General features: G+C 69.3%; 14 protein-coding genes. 8 read left to right on the plus strand and 6 right to left on the minus strand.

Translation table 11 applies throughout. The features are described 5' to 3' along the window. The first annotated feature begins 261 nt into the window (after window positions 1-261). From G6N75_RS01000 to G6N75_RS01015, 4 genes are all read left to right on the plus strand, one after another. Entirely contained in the window at window positions 262-711 is a 450-nt protein-coding gene (locus G6N75_RS01000) for a rhodanese-like domain-containing protein (protein WP_165346203.1), read from the plus strand. Further along, the gene (gene grxC / locus G6N75_RS01005; RefSeq protein WP_165346204.1) at window positions 708-983 is read left to right on the plus strand and encodes a glutaredoxin 3; all 276 of its coding nucleotides are present in this window, start codon (window positions 708-710) and stop codon (window positions 981-983) included. The genes G6N75_RS01000 and grxC overlap by 4 nt, the downstream gene beginning before the upstream one ends. A gap of 62 nt (window positions 984-1,045) precedes the next feature. Beyond that, on the plus strand, window positions 1,046-1,552 hold the full coding sequence (secB, locus tag G6N75_RS01010; protein WP_165346205.1) for a protein-export chaperone SecB: 507 nt from the start codon (window positions 1,046-1,048) through the stop codon (window positions 1,550-1,552). A gap of 7 nt (window positions 1,553-1,559) precedes the next feature. Beyond that, window positions 1,560-2,585 (plus strand): NAD(P)H-dependent glycerol-3-phosphate dehydrogenase, encoded by a 1,026-nt coding sequence (locus tag G6N75_RS01015; RefSeq protein ID WP_165346206.1) that lies wholly within the window; start codon window positions 1,560-1,562, stop codon window positions 2,583-2,585. 19 nt (window positions 2,586-2,604) lie between these two features. Here G6N75_RS01015 and G6N75_RS01020 read toward each other — a convergent pair whose 3' ends face one another. Then, a complete protein-coding gene (locus tag G6N75_RS01020; protein WP_165346207.1) occupies window positions 2,605-3,072 on the minus strand; it encodes a tRNA (cytidine(34)-2'-O)-methyltransferase in 468 nt (155 codons plus the stop codon). Between the two features lie 20 nt (window positions 3,073-3,092). Here G6N75_RS01020 and G6N75_RS01025 point away from each other — a divergent pair, with 20 nt between their 5' ends. Then, the gene (locus tag G6N75_RS01025; protein ID WP_165346208.1) at window positions 3,093-4,076 is read left to right on the plus strand and encodes a dihydroorotate dehydrogenase; all 984 of its coding nucleotides are present in this window, start codon (window positions 3,093-3,095) and stop codon (window positions 4,074-4,076) included. On the opposite strand, the gene ntrC is transcribed toward G6N75_RS01025, so the two are convergent. The 4 genes from ntrC to glnA all read right to left on the minus strand — a co-directional run bounded on the left by ntrC (window position 4,073) and on the right by glnA (window position 8,632). Next, window positions 4,073-5,470: a nitrogen regulation protein NR(I) gene (gene ntrC, locus G6N75_RS01030; RefSeq protein WP_165346209.1), complete on the minus strand. Its 1,398-nt coding sequence runs from the start codon at window positions 5,468-5,470 to the stop codon at window positions 4,073-4,075. The two genes, G6N75_RS01025 and ntrC, sit on opposite strands and share 4 nt — an antisense overlap. Next, window positions 5,467-6,552, minus strand: coding sequence for a nitrogen regulation protein NR(II) (gene glnL / locus G6N75_RS01035; RefSeq protein ID WP_165346210.1), 1,086 nt, complete (start codon window positions 6,550-6,552; stop codon window positions 5,467-5,469). Before glnL ends, ntrC begins: the two co-directional genes overlap by 4 nt. A gap of 13 nt (window positions 6,553-6,565) precedes the next feature. Continuing rightward, entirely contained in the window at window positions 6,566-7,108 is a 543-nt protein-coding gene (locus tag G6N75_RS01040; protein ID WP_165346211.1) for a DUF4124 domain-containing protein, read from the minus strand. 114 nt (window positions 7,109-7,222) lie between these two features. Then, entirely contained in the window at window positions 7,223-8,632 is a 1,410-nt protein-coding gene (glnA, locus tag G6N75_RS01045) for a glutamate--ammonia ligase (RefSeq protein WP_165346212.1), read from the minus strand. A gap of 293 nt (window positions 8,633-8,925) precedes the next feature. On the opposite strand from glnA, the gene glyQ reads away from it, so the two are divergent. Genes glyQ through G6N75_RS01060 form a run of 3 tightly spaced genes read left to right on the plus strand, consistent with a single transcriptional unit; the run spans window position 8,926 to window position 12,685 of the window. Beyond that, window positions 8,926-9,858, plus strand: a complete 933-nt coding sequence (gene glyQ, locus G6N75_RS01050) for a glycine--tRNA ligase subunit alpha (RefSeq protein WP_165346213.1) — start codon at window positions 8,926-8,928, stop codon at window positions 9,856-9,858. After that, window positions 9,851-11,938: a glycine--tRNA ligase subunit beta gene (glyS, locus tag G6N75_RS01055; RefSeq protein WP_165346214.1), complete on the plus strand. Its 2,088-nt coding sequence runs from the start codon at window positions 9,851-9,853 to the stop codon at window positions 11,936-11,938. The genes glyQ and glyS overlap by 8 nt, the downstream gene beginning before the upstream one ends. Before the next feature lie 12 nt (window positions 11,939-11,950). After that, the gene (locus G6N75_RS01060; RefSeq protein WP_165346215.1) at window positions 11,951-12,685 is read left to right on the plus strand and encodes a lysophospholipid acyltransferase family protein; all 735 of its coding nucleotides are present in this window, start codon (window positions 11,951-11,953) and stop codon (window positions 12,683-12,685) included. 139 nt (window positions 12,686-12,824) lie between these two features. Here the strand turns inward: G6N75_RS01060 and gyrB are convergent, their stop codons facing one another. Beyond that, window positions 12,825-15,239, minus strand: a complete 2,415-nt coding sequence (gene gyrB, locus G6N75_RS01065; protein WP_165346216.1) for a DNA topoisomerase (ATP-hydrolyzing) subunit B — start codon at window positions 15,237-15,239, stop codon at window positions 12,825-12,827. Window positions 15,240-15,255 lie beyond the last annotated feature (16 nt).

The raw sequence follows: 15,255 nt of genomic DNA on the forward strand, positions 1-15,255 counted from the left end.
CGCGGCGCTCGGCGGCCTCGCGCTGCTCGCGCTCGATCACGGCAATGCGGGCCCGCAACGCCTCCAGGCGCTGCTCGGCGTCGGCATCGCCGGCATCGCCCAGTCCGGCGCCGACGACCGCCAGCAGGCCAAGGCACAACAACAGGCAGCGCAAGGAGGTCGTGTTCACGGTGGGCCGAGTGTAGGGGATGGGGGCGGGGCGGCAAGCCCCGCCCGCCAAGCGGGTATAATGGCGGGCTTGCGCCAGGAGACACCGCCTACATGGAAGCCATCCTCCAGTATGCCGCCGCCCACCCGCTGCTGTTCGGCGGGCTGCTGCTCATGTTCGCCGTGGTATTCGGCTACGAGATGCGCGTGGCGCGGCGCAAGGGCACCGATATCTCGCCGCCCGAGGCCGTGGCCCTGATCAACGCCGGGGCCCAGCCGGTCGACGTGCGGGCCGCAGCGCAGTTCGAGAAGGCCCACATTCTCGACGCGCGCAATATCCCGGCCGGCGACCTGGACCAGCACGTGGCGGCGCTGGAGAAGCTGCAGGAGCGCGGCATACTGCTGTACTGCGACAGCGGCAGCGCCTCGCTCAAGGTCGCGGAGACGCTGAAGGCGAAGGGCCTGACGGGAATCCGCACGCTGCGCGGCGGCCTCAACGCCTGGCGCGCCGACAACCTGCCCGTGTTCTCCGGCCGCAAGGCCCGCAAGAAGGACTCGGCATGAGCGCCGCGCCGGTGGTGATCTACATCTCCCGCTATTGCGGCTGGTGCACCCGGGCGCTGGTGCTGCTCGACAACAAGGGCGTGACGCCCGAGATCATCAACATCGACACCAGTCCCGCGGCCCGCCAGGAAATGCAACAGCGCAGCGGCCGGCATACCGTGCCCCAGGTTTTCATCGGCGACCGCCACGTCGGCGGCTACGACGACCTCCAGGCGCTCGACGCGGCTGGCGAGCTCGACCCCCTGCTACACGAACAAGCCGCGACGCGGTAACGGCGGCGGCGGGCCGGTCCGCCGTCCCCCAGCACAACACCGATCAATCGAAGGAGCCCCCCATGGCCGAACAGAAACCCGACGGAATTGACCAGAACCCGATCACGGTCGCGCTGCAGCGCGTCTACCTGAAGGACAGCTCCTTCGAGGCGCCCAGCAGCCCCGGCATCTTCATCGGCGAATGGGGCCCCACGGTGTCCCTGAACATCGGCAGCAAGACCAGCGAGCTGGGCGACGACAACTACGAGTGCGTGCTGCAGCTGACCGTCGAGGCCAAGCAGGGCGACCAGACCGCCTTCCTGGTCGAGATCCAGCAGGCCGGGCTGTTCCTGCTGCGCGGCCTCGCGCCGGCCGACCTGCAGCGCGCCCTGGTGACCTTCTGCCCGCAGCAGCTCTATCCCTACGCCCGGGAAGCGGTGGCCGACCTCACCAACAAGGGCGGTTTCCCGGCCCTGCAGCTGCAGCCGATGAACTTCGAGGCCATTGCCGCCGAGGCCTACCGGCGCCAGCAGGCCGAGCAGGCCACCGCGGCGGGCAACGCCGCGGCCTCCCCCGAAGCCAACCACTGACGCTGCCATGGCCGGGGGGAGCGGGGCAGAAACTATCGCGGTGGTCGGCGCCGGCTCCTGGGGTACGGCACTGGCGATCCAGTTCGCCCGCACGGGCCGCCGGACCCTGCTCTGGGGCCGGGCCGAGGACGATCCCGCGGAGCTGGAGCGCAGCCGGGAGAACGCGCGCTACCTGCCGGGCGCCCGTTTCCCGGACACCCTGCATGCGGACGGCGACCTGGCCGCGGTGCTCGCTGCCGCGCCGCTGGTGGTGGTAGCCGTGCCCAGCCACGCCCTGCGCCCGGTGCTGACCAGCATGAAGCCCCTGCTGCGGCCGGACGCGCGCCTCGCCTGGGCCACCAAGGGCTTCGAGCTGGAGAGCGGCAAGCTGCCCCACCAGGTGGCGCGGGAAGTGCTCGGCAGCGGGCGGGCAATGGCCGTGCTTTCGGGCCCGACCTTCGCCCGCGAAGTCGGGATGGGCCTGCCCACCGCCATGACCGTCGCCGCCACCGACCCGGATTACGCGCGCCAGCTGGCGGAAAGCCTCTCCGGGGAATCCTTCCGCGCCTACATGTCCAGCGACATCGTGGGCGTCGAGGTGGGCGGCGCGGTGAAGAACGTGCTCGCGATCGGCGCCGGCATCTGCGACGGCCTGGGCTTTGGCGCCAACACCCGCATCGCGCTGATCACCCGCGGCCTGGTGGAAATGACCCGGCTGGGGGTGGCGCTCGGGGCCGACGCCGGGACCTTCATGGGCCTGGCCGGGATGGGGGACCTGGTGCTGACCTGCACCGACGACCAGTCGCGCAACCGGCGCATGGGCCTGGCGCTGGCCGCCGGCAAGACCGTCAAGGAGGCGGAGGCCGAGATCCAGCAGGTGGTCGAGGGCGTGCTGGCGGCCGAAGCGGTGCACCGCGTCGCCCGCGAACAAGGGGTCGAGATGCCCATCTGCGAGCAGCTCTACCGCATCCTCTACCAGGGCGCCGAACCGCGGGAAGCCGTGGCCACGCTGATGAAGCGCGAGCTCAAGCCCGAGTTCGCGCCGGACTCCTGAGCGGCGCCGGCGTGGTCGCTCAGGGCGCCGCCCCGGCGTAGCCCTGCTGCCGCCAGGCCTCGTAGACGGCCACCGCCACCGCATTCGACAGGTTGAGGCTGCGGTTGCCGGCCAGCATCGGCAGCCGCAGGCGCTGCGCTTCCGGCAGCGTCGCCAGCACTTCCGCCGGCAGGCCGCGGGTCTCGGGGCCGAACAGCAGGGCATCGCCGGGCGCGAACCCGGCGGCCCCGAAATGCCGCGCGGCCCGCGCCGAGAAGGCCCAGGTGCGCGGCCGGCCGAGCGCCGCAAGGCAGCTGTCGAGGTCCGGGTAGTCCTGCACCCGCGCAAACTCATGGTAATCGAGGCCCGCCCGGCGCAGCCGCGGCTCGTCGAGGGCGAAGCCCAGCGGGTGGACCAGCGACAGCGTGGCGCCCGTATTGGCGCACAGGCGTATGATATTGCCGGTGTTCGGCGGAATCTCGGGCTGCCAGAGAATCACGTGGAACATATCAGCGGACGGGAGCGGGCATGACGGCAACGACCACTGACACGAATCCCCTGGCCCTCGATTTCTGCGGGCTGCGATTTGCTTCGCCGATCGTGCTGCTCTCGGGTTGCGTCGGCTTCGGCGAAGAGTACACGCGGGTCGTCGGCTTCTCCAACCGCGACGCCGGGGCCGTGGTGCTGAAAGGCACGACCGGCATGGCGCGCCTCGGCAACCCGCCGCACCGCATCTACGAGACGCCGCAGGGCATGCTCAACGCCATCGGCCTGCAGAACCCCGGCGCGCGCCAGGTGGTGGAGGAGATCCTGCCGACGCTGGACTTCGGCGAGACCCGTTTCATCGCCAACGTCAGCGGCTCCACCATCGAGGAGTACGTCGAGGTCACCCGCCTGTTCGACGACTCGCCCATCGACGCGATCGAGATCAACATCTCCTGTCCGAACGTGAAGGAGGGCGGCGTCGCTTTCGGCAACTACCCGGAGATGTCGGCGCGCGTCGTCGAGGCCTGCCGCCGCGTCACCTCGAAGCCGCTGATCACCAAGCTGTCGCCGAACCAGACCGACATCCAGGAGAACGCCCGCCGCTGCATCGAGGCGGGCACCGACGCCTTCGCGGTCATCAATACCGTCATGGGCATGGCCATCGACGCGGAACAGCGCCGGCCGGTGATCGGCAACGTGCAGGGCGGCCTGTCCGGCCCCGCCATCAAGCCGATCGCGCTGCTGAAGGTGCACCAGGTCCATCAGGTCGCGCAGCGCCACGGGGTCCCGATTATCGGCCAGGGCGGGATCGTCAGCGCGCGCGACGCGCTGGAATTCATCATCGCCGGCGCCGCCGCGGTCGGCGTCGGCACCGCGCTGTTCTACGATCCGCTGGTGTGTCGCAAGATCAACGAGGGCATCCGCGACTATCTCGGCCGGCACGGCTTCGGGTCGGTGGCCCAGCTCGTCGGCACGCTGGAGCTGCCGGGGGCGCCGGCCGCAGCAGCGGGACGCGCCGCCGGCTAGAGGTCTTCCAGCCCGAGTTCGCGAATCTTCCGCGCCAGGGTATTGCGCCCCCAGCCGAGCAGCCGCGCCGCTTCCATGCGGTGGCCACCCGAACGCGCCATCGCCACGCGAATCAGGGTGCGCTCGAATTCGGGCAGCGCGTCTGCGAGCAAGGGCGCCCGGCCCGCATCGAGGCGCAGCCCGGCCCAGTGCGCCAGCGCCTCCTGCCAGCTTCGCTCCGGCCCGGCGGCCTCGCCGCCCGCGAGCTCGGGCGGCAGGTCGGACAGCCGGATCTCCCGCCCCGGCGCCACCACGGTGAGGCGCCGGCAGGCGTTGACCAGCTGGCGCACGTTGCCGGGCCAATCGAAGCATGCGAGCCGCTCCAGCACCTCGGGCGCCAGCGTCTTCGGCGGCACCGCCAGTTCGTCCGCGGCCTTGCGCAGGTAATACTCGAGCAGCAGCGGTACATCCTCCTGCCGCTCACGCAGCGGCGGGATCTGGATCCGCATCACGTTCAGGCGATGGAACAGGTCCTCGCGGAAGCGGCCTTCGTCCACGCCGCGGGCCAGGTCCTGGTTGGTGGCGGCGATCACGCGCACGTCCACGCGTACCGGCACCTGGCCGCCGACGCGGTAGAACTCGCCTTCCGCCAGGACCCGCAGCAGCCGGGTCTGCAGGGCCGCCGACATATCGCCGATCTCGTCGAGGAACAGCGTGCCGCCGTCGGCCTGCTCGAAGCGTCCGGGCCGGCGCGTCTCGGCGCCGGTGAAGGCGCCTTTCTCGTGGCCGAACAGCTCGGACTCCAGCAGCTCCGCCGGGATGGCGGCGGTATTGAGCGCGACGAAGGGGCGGGCAGCCCGCGGGCTGTGCTGGTGCAGGGCGCGCGCCACCAGTTCCTTGCCGGTGCCCGATTCGCCGGTGATCAGCACCGTCATGCTCGAGCCGGAGAGACGGCCGATGGCGCGGAACACGTCCTGCATCGCCGGCGCCTGGCCGATCAGGCTGGGCAGCACCGGCGCGGGCGGGACGATTTCGCGACCCGCGCGATCGGCCGCGGCACGGCGCACCAGCTCGACCGCCTGGTCGATATCGAAGGGCTTGGGCAGGTATTCGAAGGCGCCGCCCTGGTAGGCGGCGACCGCGCTGTCCAGGTCGGCGTGCGCGGTGATGACGATCACCGGCAGGTCCGGCCACTCGGCCTGCAGGCGGCCCAGCAGGTCCAGGCCGTCCGGGCCGGGCATCCGGATGTCCGTCACCAGCACGCCGGGGCGCCCGTTGGCGAGCGCTTCCAGGGCGGGCAGGGCGCTGTCGAAACCGCGGCAGGCCATGCCCGCCTGTTCCATGGCGCGCTCCAGGACCCAGCGGATGCCGGCGTCGTCATCCACGATCCAGACCTCGACCGGCTCCTGGTTCACGCCTTCTCCTCCCCGATGGGAAACAACATGCGGAACACGGTCCGGCCCGGCCGGCTGGCGTACTCGATCAGCCCCGCGTTGCGGCTCACCAGGTCCTGCGCCACGGCGAGGCCGAGCCCGCTGCCGCCGGGGCGTCCCGTGACCAGGGGGTAGAACAGCGTCTCCCGCAGCGCGTCGGGCACGCCCGGCCCGTTGTCCTCGATCTCGATACTGGCCATCGGCCGGCCGTGCGGCCGCGCCACCGCGTCGGCCGTCAATACGCGCGTCCGGAACACGATCCGGCCCTGGTCCCCGACCGCATGCAGCGCATTCCGGGCGAGGTTGAGCATCGCCTGCACCACCAGGTCGGCGTCGAGCTGGAGCGGCGGCAGGCTGGGATCATAGTCGCGCTCCAGCTCCACCCCCGGGACACCCTCGGCCAGCACCAGCGAGCGCACGTGCTCGAGCAGCTCGTGAATATTGCAGGCCGCCATCTGCGGCGCGCGTGCCGGCCCCAGCAGCGCGCCGGCCAGGTCCGCCAGGCGGTCGGCCTCCCGCATGATCAGCGCGGTGTAGTCTTTCTGCGCCGGGGAGTCGAGCTGGCGCTCGAGCAGCTGGGCGGCGCCCCGGATGCCGCCGAGGGGGTTGCGCAATTCATGGGCCAGCTGGCGCACCATGCTGCGGCTGGCTTCCAGCTGCGCCAGCAGGGCCTTGTCGCGATCGATCTGCAGCCGGCGGCTCGCGTCGGCCAGCTCCAGCAACAGTTCGCGGCGGCCGTCGGCGTCCTCGACCGCGCACAGGGCGCAATCCAGGGCAAGGCCGCCGTCGTCCGATCCCGGTGCGCTGGCAAAAACCAGCTCGCGGCGCGATAGCGCCTGGCCGGTGTCGCGCACGCGATCCAGCAGCGGCTGCAGGACGCGCAGCGCCGGCACGGCGTCGGTGAGCGCGCGGAAGCAGAGCTGCTGGCGACTGACGCCCAGCAACTGTTCGGCAGCAGGGTTGGCGTAGCGGACGGCGTAGTCGTCCCCCAGCACGATCACGCCCGTGGTGAGGTTCTCGAGGTGCTCGCCGGGCGGGCGGGCCGGCCGTGGTTCAGTTGCCACCGGTGGCGCAGCTTCAGGGGCGTGGGCGGGGACGGTTGGGATTCTGTATCGAGGCCTGTTGCACGTAGAAGGTGATGGGGGCGGTGGAGGCGACCTCCCGGCCCTGGCCATCGACGATGGCGGCACGCAGCTGGTGCTCCCCGCGCCAGACCTCGTTCAGCACGAACTGGGTCGCCTGCGGCACGTCCTCGCGCCGCTGCCCGTCGAAATAGACCTGCAGGCGATGGCCGGCGCGCAGCCCTGGCTGGATGTCGAGCTGGACCGGCAACTGGCCGCCGATGTTCCACAGCGTCTCGCCCGCGGCCGGCGCGACGATGCTGAAGCCCGTGTAGCCGGGCGCGGGCTCGGGTTCGGGCTGCGCGGGCTCCTCCGCCCGCCGCTCGGGGATCGGCGGCGGCGTGTAGGTCTGGGGACCGCTCAACTCGATCCGTTCCGCGCCGGGCCGCGGCCGGTCCTCGAAATGCACGACGCCGTTCTCATCCACCCAGCGCCACACTTCCTGCGCCTGGGCGCCCAGGGCCCAGGCGCACATCAAAGCCAGCCAGATCCAGCGCATCAGAGCACCTCCCGTGCCACAGTTACCGCCAAGCATAGCGGTGCGGCGGGGCGAGTGACAAAAAAAGCGGGCGGCGGGTAGACCCCGCCGCCCGAAACGCGTCCTCCAGACTCGTCAGACGCTGTAGTACATGTCGAACTCGACCGGGTGGGTGGTCATGCGCAGGCGCGTGACGTCCGCCATCTTCAGGGCGATGTAGCCGTCGATCAGGTCATCGGTGAAGACTCCGCCCGCGGTCAGGAAGGCCCGGTCCTGGTCGAGGGCTTCGAGGGCCTCCTCCAGCGAGTAGCAGACCTCGGGGATGCTCTTCGACTCCTCGGCGGGCAGATCGTAGAGGTCCTTGTCCATCGGGTCGCCGGGATGGATCCGGTTCAGGATCCCGTCGAGGCCGGCCATCATCATCGCGGCGAAAGCGAAGTAGGGGTTCGCCGTGGAATCCGGGAAGCGGACCTCGATGCGCCGCCCCTTCGGGTTCGGAATGTGGGGGATGCGGATGGAGGCCGAGCGATTGCGCGCCGAGTACGCCAGCTTCACCGGCGCCTCGAAGCCCGGCACCAGGCGCTTGTAGCTGTTGGTGGACGGGTTGGTGAAGGCGTTCAGGGCCCGGGCGTGCTTGATGATGCCGCCGATGTAATACAGCGCCGTCTCGGACAGGCCGCCGTACTCCTCGCCCGTGAACAGGTTCTTGCCGTCCTTCGCCAGCGACTGGTGGACGTGCATGCCGTTGCCGTTGTCGCCGACCAGCGGCTTGGGCATGAAAGTGGCGGTCTTGCCGTAGCCCTGGGCGACGTTCCACACGACGTACTTGAGTTTCTGCACCTCGTCGGCCTTCTTCACCAGTGAGCCGAAGGCCACGCCGATCTCGCACTGGCCGGCAGTCGCCACCTCGTGGTGGTGCACCTCGGGATCGAGGCCCATATCGGCCATCACCATGCACATGGCGGAACGCACGTCGTGCAGGGAATCGACCGGGGGCACCGGGAAATATCCGCCCTTCACGGTCGGGCGATGGCCGAAGTTGCCGTCCGGGTAGATCTTCTCCGAGTTCCAGCCGGCCTCCGAGGAGTCCACCGAGTAGGACACGCCCTTCATCTCCGAGCTCCAGCGCACGTCGTCGAAGATGAAGAACTCGTTCTCGGGGCCGAAGTAGGCGACATCGGCGACGCCGGTGGACTTGAGATAGGCCTCGGCGCGATGTGCCAGGGAGCGGGGATCACGCTCGTAGCCCTGCATGGTGGACGGCTCCACCACGTCGCAGGTGATGTTGATGGTGGTGTCTTCCGAGAAAGGATCGACCGTGGCCGTGGCGGGGTCGGGCATCAGGATCATGTCCGACTCGTTGATGCTCTTCCATCCGGCGATGGACGAGCCGTCGAACATCTTGCCTTCCTCGAACAGGTCCTCGTCGACCTTGCTGGCCGGCAGGGTCACATGCTGCTCCTTGCCCTTGGTGTCCGTGAAGCGGAGGTCGACGAACGCCGCCTCCTTCTCACGCATGAGCTCGAGCACGTCTTTGGCTTTCATCGGGTCAATCCTCCGAGTCTGGATGCTAAGGGGCCCGTCTCCCCGGACTGGATGCCGGGGTTCGACAGGCGATGGTGAAACTCACGTGATGTTGCAATGCAGGAACCGTGCCAGCATGCCGCCTCCCGGGCCGATGCCGGATTCATGGGGGCCGCGTGTGCTCCGCGCCCGCGGCGGCGCCGCCGGAGCGCACCACGGCGGTGCATTCCAGCCTCTTCATGCACCAGAATAGACCGCGCCGGCGGCTTTCGCCCGTGCGGTATACTTGCGCGCCCTTGGGGATGGGGACAGGCATGGCATCGGCGGACATCGGCGTGGCTCCGGCCACCTTCCAGGACCTGCTGCTCAGGCTGCAACGCTACTGGGCGGATGCCGGCTGCGTGCTGATGCAGCCTCTCGACCTGGAGGTCGGCGCCGGCACCTTCCATCCCGCCACCTTTCTCCGCGCCATCGGCCCCGAACCCTGGAGCGCGGCCTACGTGCAGCCCTGCCGCCGGCCCACCGACGGCCGCTACGGCGACAACCCCTTCCGCCTCCAGCACTATTACCAGTTCCAGGTCGTGATCAAGCCCTCCCCGCTGGAGATCCAGGACATGTACCTCGACTCGCTGCGGGCGCTCGGCATCGATCCGCGCGTGCACGACATCCGCTTCGTCGAGGACAACTGGGAGTCGCCGACGCTGGGCGCCTGGGGGCTGGGCTGGGAGGTCTGGCTGAACGGGATGGAGATCACCCAGTTCACCTATTTCCAGCAGGTCGGCGGCCTCGACTGCCGGCCGGTGACCGGCGAGATCACCTACGGCCTGGAGCGCATCGCCATGTACCTGCAGGGTGTCGACAGCGTCTTCGACCTGTGCTGGGCGGACGGCCCCCTGGGACGGGTGAGCTACGGCGACGTGTATCACCAGAACGAGGTGGAGCAGTCGACCTACAACTTCGAGCAGGCGGACGTGAAGCTGCTGTTCAAGCTGTTCGACGAACACGAGGCCGCCTGCCTGGCGCTGCTCGGCCAGGCGCTGGCGCTGCCCGCCTACGAGCAGGTCCTGAAGGCCTCGCACGTCTTCAACCTGCTCGACGCCCGGCGCGCGATCTCCGTCACCGAGCGCCAGCGGTTCATCCTGCGAGTGCGCACCATGGCGCGCAACGTGGCGGAGGCTTACCACGCCAGCCGCGAGGCGCTCGGTTTCCCGATGCTGGCCCAGGCCAGGGCGGCGGCCAATGGTTGAACACGCCGATTTCCTGGTCGAACTCGGGACGGAGGAGCTGCCGCCCAAGGCGCTGCCGGCGCTGGAACGGGCCTTCCGCGATGGCCTGGTGGCGCGGCTGGCCGAGGCCCGCCTGGGCCACGGCGAAGTCGAGTCCTTCGCCACGCCCCGCCGGCTGGCCGTCAAGGTCCAGCGCCTGGAGACGCGCCAGGCCGACCAGCAGGTAGAGCTGCGCGGGCCGCCGCTGCGGGTGGCGAAGAGCGACGGCGCCTGGACCAAGGCCGCCGAGAAGTTCGCGGCCGGGGCGGGCGTGCCGGTCGATGCCCTGGTCGAGCGCGAGGAAGAGAAGGGTGCCTACGTCTACGCCCACAAGCTCGAGGTGGGGGCATCCGCGACGGCGCTGCTGCCGCAGCTGGTCGAGGGCGCCCTCGCGGCCTTGCCGGTGCCCCGCCGGATGCGCTGGGGCGCGGCCGAGGCCGAGTTCGTCCGGCCGGTGCACTGGCTGGTGATGCTGCTCGGCGGCGAGGTGGTCCCCTGCGAAATGTACGGCGTCACCGCCGGCAGGGAGAGCCGCGGGCACCGGTTCATGGGCCGCGAGCGCGTGGCGCTGGACGCCCCGGCCGACTATCCCCGGCGGCTGGCAGAGGAGGGCTTCGTAGTGGCGGACTTCGCCGCACGCCGCGAGCGCATCCGCGCCGAGGCGGAGACGGCGGCCGGCGATGCCGGCGGTCGCCTGGTGCTCGACCCCGCGCTGCTGGACGAGGTCACCGCGCTGGTCGAGTGGCCGGTTGCGGTGACCGGGCGCTTCGAGGAGCGGTTCCTGGAGCTGCCCGAGGAAGTGCTGGTGGCGACGCTGCAGGATCACCAGCGCTACTTCCCGGTGCGGGCGCGGGACGGTCGCCTGGCTGCGCGCTTCATCACCATCAGCAACCTCGACAGTCCCGACCCCGGCGCGGTGCGCGCCGGCAACGAGCGCGTCGTGCGGCCGCGCCTGGCCGACGCGGCCTTCTTCTGGGAGCGCGACCGGCGGGCGCCCCTGGCTGCCCGGCTGGCCCAGCTCGACGACGTGGTGTTCCAGGCCAAGCTCGGCAGCATCGGCGCCAAGAGCGCCCGTACCGCGGCGCTGGCGGGCCGCATTGCCGGCAGCCTGGGCGCCGACGCGGGGCTGGCTGAAGAGGCGGCGCGGCTCGCCAAATGCGACCTGGTGACGGCGATGGTCGGGGAATTCCCTGAGCTCCAGGGCGTCATGGGGCGTTACTACGCGCTGGCCGACGGCGAGCCCGAGGAGGTCGCCGCGGCGCTGGAGGAGCAGTACCTGCCGCGTTTTGCCGGTGACCGGCTGCCCGCCACCTCGACCGGCCGGATCCTGGCGCTGGCCGACAAGCTCGACACCATCGCCGGCATTTTCGCCATCGGCCAGCGGCCGACGGGTAACCGCGATCCCTTCGGCCTGCGGCGCGCTGCGCTCGGCGTCCTGCGCATCTGCATCGAGGGCGGGCTCGACCTCGACCTGGCCGCGCTGCTGCGCGCAGCGGTCGCGGCACAACCGGTCGAGGCCGATGCCGCGCTGGCCGGCGACATCCAGGATTTCCTGCTGGAGCGCCTGCGGGGCTATTACCTCGAGGGCGGCGGCAGCCTGGTTGCGCCGCATGACGTGTTCGAGGCCGTGCTGGCCCGCCGGCCCGCCTCGCTGGTCGACTTCCACCAGCGCATGGAGGCCGTGCTCGAATTCCAGCGGCTGGAGGCCGCCGCCGCGCTGGCGGCGGCCAACAAGCGCAGCGCCAACATCCTGCGCCAGGCCGCGACCACCGGGCAGGAGGTGGACGAGAGCCTGCTGGTCGAGCCGGCGGAGCAGGCCTTGCATGCGCGGGTACGGGCACTGGCCGGCGAGGTCGAGCCGCTGGTATCGGCGCGCCGCTACACCGAGGCGCTGGTGCTGCTCGCCGGACTGCGGGAGGTCGTCGACCGTTTCTTCGACGAGGTGCTGGTGATGGACGAGGACCCGGCGGTGCGGGCGAACCGGCTGGCGCTGCTCGGGCAGCTGCGGGCGCTGTTCATCGCGATCGCCGACGTGTCGAAGCTGGGCGCGGCCAGCGCCTAGAAGCGAGGGCGCATGACCTGGCTGCGCTCCCTGCTGTACACCACGCTGCTCTTCCTGTCGGTGCCGGTGCACGCCACCGGGGTGCTGCTGCTGAGTCCTTTCGGCCACCGCGCGTACTACCCGGTGGCCGTGAACTGGGCCCGCGTGAATCTCTGGCTGTTGCGCAAGATCTGCCGGCTCGACTTCGTGGTCGAGGGCCTGGAAAATGTGCCGGCCGAACCGTGCATCCTGTACTGGAAGCACGAGTCCGTGTTCGAAACCATGGCGGGGGCGCTGGTGCTGCCGCCGCAGACCTGGGTCGTCAAGCGCGAGCTGATGTGGCTGCCCTTCTTCGGCTGGGGCCTGGCGCTGCTGAAGCCCATCGCTATCAACCGCGCCGCGGGGCGCACCGCCGTCAAGCAGGTCATCAGCCAGGGACAGGAGCGCCTCCGGGACGGCCTTTGCGTGGTGATCTATCCGGAGGGCACCCGGGTCCTGCCGGGCCGCGAGCGGCGCTTCGGCGTCAGCGGCGCCGCCCTGGCCAAGGCCGCCGGGGTCCCGATTCTCCCGGTGGCGCACAACGCCGGCGACTACTGGCCGCGCCGCAGTTTCCTCAAGCGTCCGGGCACCATCCGGGTGGTGATCGGCCCGCCGGTCCATCCTGACGAACTCAGTACCGACGAAATCACCACCCGGGGAAGGGAGTGGATCCTGGCCACCATGGATCGTATCAGCCCGCATCGACCGTCCCGGCGTCCGGCTGCCTGAGAGTCAGAGGAGCACGGACAAGCGCGGACAGGCCCTTTCTCGAATTAATTATTTTGTATACAGGCTGTTCCGGGAACGGGTTTTTCGGCCGAATTTTCGGGAAAAGCCGGCAATTAGCGGTTAATAGGGCGTAACGCCGTCAAACGTCGAGGTTTGCGACCGTGAGTGCATTGCGCTCGATGAACTCGCGACGAGGCTCCACATGGTCGCCCATGAGCGTCGTGAAGATGTCGTCGGCCGCGACCGCGTCCTCGATCCGGACCTGCATCAGGCGACGGGTCTCGGGGTTGACGGTGGTGTCCCAGAGCTGGCCGGGGTTCATCTCGCCCAGGCCCTTGTAGCGCTGGATGGCCTGTCCCTTCCTGGCCTCGGCCATCAGCCACTCGACGGCTTCGCGGAAACTGGCTACGGCCTGGCGCTTCTCGCCACGGACGACGTAGGCGCCGGGGCCGACCAGGTCAGCGATCTCCGTGCGCAGGGCCGCAATACGGCGATATTCGGGCGACTCGAAGAACTCTTTCTGCAGCGTCCGGACGGTGTCGACGCCGTGGTGGCGGCGCGCGATGCGGATCTCCCAGCCCGGCTTATCGGCCTCGTGCACCAGCGACAGCTCGTAACGGGGCGCCTCGGCGGGTCCGGCCAGGCGGGCGGCCAGGTCAGTCATCCACTCATCCACCTGGTCCAGGTCGTCGAGGGCCGCGCCATCGAGCGCCTGCCCGTAAAGCATCTGCTCGAGCACGCTCTCGTCGTAGCGACGGCCCAGGCGGGTGATGATCGCCATGACCTCGGTATATTTGCGCATCAGCGTCTCGAGGCCCGGACCCTGGAGCGGCGGCGCTTCCGCGCCCACGTACAAGGCGGCGCCATCGAGCGCGAGGCTCGACAGGTAAGCGTTCAGCTCCGCATCATCTTTTACATAATGTTCCTGCTTGCCCTTCTTGATCTTGTACAGTGGTGGCTGCGCGATATAAATGTGGCCACGCTCGATCAGCTCCGGCATCTGCCGGTAGAAGAACGTGAGAAGCAGGGTGCGGATGTGGGATCCATCCACGTCGGCATCGGTCATGATGATGATGCGGTGATAGCGGAGCTTGTCGGGGTTGAACTCCTCGCGTCCGATGCCGCAGCCCAGCGCCGTGATCAGGGTGCCGACCTCCGCCGAAGACAGCATCTTGTCGAAACGCGCCTTCTCCACGTTGAGGATCTTGCCCTTGAGCGGCAGGATCGCCTGCGTGCGCCGGTCCCGGCCCTGCTTGGCGGAACCGCCGGCGGAGTCACCCTCGACCAGGAACAGCTCCGACAGCGCCGGATCCTTTTCCTGGCAGTCGGCCAGCTTGCCGGGCAGGCCGGCAACATCCAGGGCGCCTTTGCGCCGCGTCATCTCCCGGGCCTTGCGGGCGGCCTCGCGGGCGCGTGCGGCATCGACGATCTTGCCGACAATGGCTTTCGCATCGGCCGGCTGCTCCAGCAGGAACTCCTCCAGCTTCTCGGCCATCAGTGACTCGACCACGCCTTTGACCTCGGAAGAGACCAGTTTGTCCTTGGTCTGCGACGAGAACTTGGGGTCCGGCACCTTGACGGACAGCACCGCGGTCAGGCCTTCACGCGCATCGTCGCCCGTGGTGCTGACTTTCTCCTTGCGCGCTACGTTCTCCCGCTCGATATAGCCGTTCAGGGTGCGGGTGAGCGCGCTGCGGAAACCCGCCATGTGCGTGCCGCCGTCGCGCTGGGGAATGTTGTTGGTGAAGCAGAACATGCTCTCCTGGTAGGAGTCGTTCCACTGCATCGCCACTTCCACCACGATGCCGTCCCGCTCGCCCTGGAAATAGAAGGCATGCGGATGGATCGGGGTCTTGTTGCGGTTGAGGTGCTCGACGAAGGCCCGGATGCCGCCCTCGTACTCGAACAGGGCTTCTTCCTCGGTCCGCTCGTCCCGGAGCTGGATCCTGACCCCCGAGTTGAGGAACGACAGCTCACGCAGGCGCTTGGCGAGGATGTCGTAATGGAAGTCGATGTTGGAAAAGACTTCCGGGCTGGGCTTGAACCGGATAATGGTGCCGGTCTGGTCGGTCGGCCCGACAGGCTTCAGATCGTACAGCGGGCGGCCCAGCGAGTATTCCTGGCGATAGACCTGGCCGTCCCGGTAGATCGTCAGGTCGAGATGCTCCGACAGGGCGTTGACCACGGACACGCCCACGCCATGCAGACCGCCGGATACCTTGTAGGAATTGTCGTCGAACTTACCGCCGGCATGCAGGACGGTCATGATGACCTCGGCTGCCGAGCGGCCCTCTTCGGGGTGCATATCGACCGGAATACCGCGGCCATCGTCGGAAACGGTTACGGATTCGTCCGGGTGAATCGTCACCTTCACGGTCGAGCAATACCCCGCCAGGGCCTCGTCGATGGAGTTGTCCACCACCTCGAACACCATGTGGTGCAGGCCGGTGCCGTCGTCCGTGTCCCCGATATACATGCCGGGGCGTTTGCGGACGGCATCCAAGCCCTTGAGAACCTTGATGTTTCTGGAATCGTAAGTCCGGTTGTCGGTCATGGCGTTCGCTGGTCCG

It is taken from the genome of Thioalkalivibrio sp. XN8 (genome assembly GCF_011058255.1).
In the GTDB taxonomy this organism is placed as follows: Bacteria; Pseudomonadota; Gammaproteobacteria; order Steroidobacterales; family XN24; genus XN24.

Bases quoted from the DNA above. Each gene is read 5' to 3' on its own strand.
- G6N75_RS01000 (WP_165346203.1), top strand. From the start codon at position 262: ATGGAAGCCATCCTCCAGTATGCCGCCGCCCACCCGCTGCTGTTCGGC.
- grxC (WP_165346204.1), top strand. From the start codon at position 708: ATGAGCGCCGCGCCGGTGGTGATCTACATCTCCCGCTATTGCGGCTGG.
- secB (WP_165346205.1), top strand. From the start codon at position 1,046: ATGGCCGAACAGAAACCCGACGGAATTGACCAGAACCCGATCACGGTC.
- G6N75_RS01015 (WP_165346206.1), top strand. From the start codon at position 1,560: ATGGCCGGGGGGAGCGGGGCAGAAACTATCGCGGTGGTCGGCGCCGGC.
- G6N75_RS01020 (WP_165346207.1), bottom strand. From the start codon at position 3,072: ATGTTCCACGTGATTCTCTGGCAGCCCGAGATTCCGCCGAACACCGGC.
- G6N75_RS01025 (WP_165346208.1), top strand. From the start codon at position 3,093: ATGACGGCAACGACCACTGACACGAATCCCCTGGCCCTCGATTTCTGC.
- G6N75_RS01040 (WP_165346211.1), bottom strand. From the start codon at position 7,108: ATGCGCTGGATCTGGCTGGCTTTGATGTGCGCCTGGGCCCTGGGCGCC.
- glnA (WP_165346212.1), bottom strand. From the start codon at position 8,632: ATGAAAGCCAAAGACGTGCTCGAGCTCATGCGTGAGAAGGAGGCGGCG.
- glyQ (WP_165346213.1), top strand. From the start codon at position 8,926: ATGGCATCGGCGGACATCGGCGTGGCTCCGGCCACCTTCCAGGACCTG.
- glyS (WP_165346214.1), top strand. From the start codon at position 9,851: ATGGTTGAACACGCCGATTTCCTGGTCGAACTCGGGACGGAGGAGCTG.
- G6N75_RS01060 (WP_165346215.1), top strand. From the start codon at position 11,951: ATGACCTGGCTGCGCTCCCTGCTGTACACCACGCTGCTCTTCCTGTCG.
- gyrB (WP_165346216.1), bottom strand. From the start codon at position 15,239: ATGACCGACAACCGGACTTACGATTCCAGAAACATCAAGGTTCTCAAG.